The 2,052-nt window shown below is 71.8% G+C and carries 2 protein-coding genes; both read right to left on the bottom strand.

Annotated features, from left to right (window positions below; translation table 11 throughout):
* A partial coding sequence (locus GA0115259_RS36320; RefSeq protein WP_141716847.1) for a UvrD-helicase domain-containing protein occupies nt 1–1,039 on the bottom strand: 1,039 nt, incomplete at its 3' end.
* A gap of 81 nt (nt 1,040–1,120) precedes the next feature.
* On the bottom strand, nt 1,121–2,052 hold a 932-nt coding region (locus tag GA0115259_RS36315), incomplete at its 5' end, for a RecB family exonuclease (protein ID WP_141716846.1).

The raw sequence follows: 2,052 nt of genomic DNA, 5'->3' as shown, positions 1-2,052 counted from the left end.
GCCGCCCGCCGCTGCGGCGGTTCTCACTGAGCGAGAAGCGGGCGGCCGGGCGGCCGTCGGCGTACGGGAAATGCTCCGGGAAGTCGTCCAGATTGGCGACGGAGGCACCGCGCCAGCCGTAGATCGCCTGGCAGGGATCGCCGACCGCCGTCACCGCGTGCCCGGTGCCGCCGCCGAAGAGCCCGGAGAGAAGGAGCCGTTGGGCGACCGACGTGTCCTGGTACTCGTCGAGCAGGACGACCCGGAACTCGTCCCGGAGGATCGTCCCGACCTCGGGTCTGGTCGAGGCGAGTTCGGCCGAGAGCGCGATCTGGTCGCCGAAGTCGAGCAGATCGCGGGCGCGTTTGGCCGCGCGGTAACGCCCTACGAGATCGAGCAGTTCACGGCGGGCGGCCACCGTCTCGGGCACCTTGCGCAGCTCGGCGTTGCTGAGCCTCGCGCCGTCCAGAGCGCGCAGCAGCTCGCTGTCGTACGCGCCGAGCCTGCCCGTGCCCACGAGATGCTCGGCCAGCTCGGCGTCGAGCGCGAGCAGATCGCTGACCAGGGCCGGGAGCGTCTTGGTCAGGGCCGGGTACGGTCCTGGCGCCTCCCTCAGCACCCGCGCGGCGAGCTGGAAGCGGGTGGCGTCGGCGAGCAGCCGGGCGGTGGGCTCAAGTCCTATCCGCAGACCGTGATCGGTGAGCAGCCGTCCCGCGAAGGCGTGGTACGTGGAGATCCGGGGCTCGCCCGGAGGATGGTCCGGATCGATCACATCCGGGTCGGTGACTCCGGCCCGTACGAGCGCCTTGCGGACGCGCTCGGCCAGCTCGCCCGCCGCCTTGTTGGTGAAGGTGAGCCCGAGGACCTGCTCCGGAGCGACCTGTCCGCTGCCCACCAGCCACACCACGCGGGCGGCCATCACCGTGGTCTTCCCGGAGCCGGCTCCGGCCACGATGACCTGCGGGGCGGGCGGCGCCGTAATGCAGGCCGTCTGCTCCGGAGTGAACGGGATACCGAGGAGCTCCTTGAGCTGCTCGGGATCGCTGAGATGTACGGACACGCGGAGAGGCTATCCGCCACCACTGACGACGCCCGGCCAATGCCCGGCGGACGGCTCACTCCGAGGCTCCCGGAGCGCGGCTCACTCCACGATCTGCCGGCCCTCCGGCCGTGCGCTGCACGAGGCGCGGAAGGCGCAGTTGGCGCAGTGTCCGCCGGTGGTGGGCGTGAACCGTTCGTCCAGTACACGGCCGGCGGCCGTGGTGAGCAGTTCGCCGACCCACTCCCCCGTGAGCGGCTCCTGCGCCTGGACCTTGGGAAGTTGCTCGCCGCCCTCCTTCTTCGGCGCGGGCTGGCGCAGTTGTACGAGTTCGGCGCCGCCCGGCTCCGGGCGGTGACCGTCGAAGACCTCGTCCAGCGCGCCCTCCCGTACGGCGAGCTGGTAGACGGCGAGCTGAGGATGGCGGGCGACCTCGTCCTTGGTGGGTGCCTGCTTGCCGGTCTTGAAGTCGACGACATAGGCGCGGCCTTCGGTGTCCCGCTCCACGCGGTCCATGGAGCCCCGGATGCGCACCTCGTACGCGCCCGCCTCCAAGGTGACGTCGAAACCGTGCTCCGTGGCGGCGGGAGTGCGTCCGCCGCGGTCCATGACATGCCAGCGCAGAAAGCGTTCGAGCGCCACGCGCGCGTGCTCCTTCTCCTGCTGGGACTTCCAGGGCGCGTCGAAGGCGAGCGCGTCCCACACGGAGTCCAGCCGCTCCATGAGCACGGCGAGATCGGCGGGCGTACGGCCGGAGGCGACCTCGTCGGCCAGGACATGGACGACATTGCCGAAGCCCTGGGCGGCCGTGGCGGGCTCGTCCGCCTTCACCTCGCGGCCCAGGAACCACTGGAGCGCGCAGGTGTTCGCCAACTGGTCCAGGGCGCTGCCGGACAGCGCCACTGGCTGGTCCCGGTCGCGCAGCGGAACGGCGCTGCGGGTCGGCTCGTACAGACCCCACCAGCGGTGCGGATGCGCGGACGGTACGAGCGGCTGGCCCTCCTCGTCGCCGAGCGCCGCGAGCCGGGCCAGAC

It is taken from the genome of Streptomyces sp. MnatMP-M17 (assembly GCF_900091995.1).
Lineage (GTDB): Bacteria > Actinomycetota > Actinomycetes > Streptomycetales > Streptomycetaceae > Streptomyces.
Note: the sequence above shows the minus strand (reverse complement) of the source record. Positions and strands in the feature narration are given on the sequence as shown.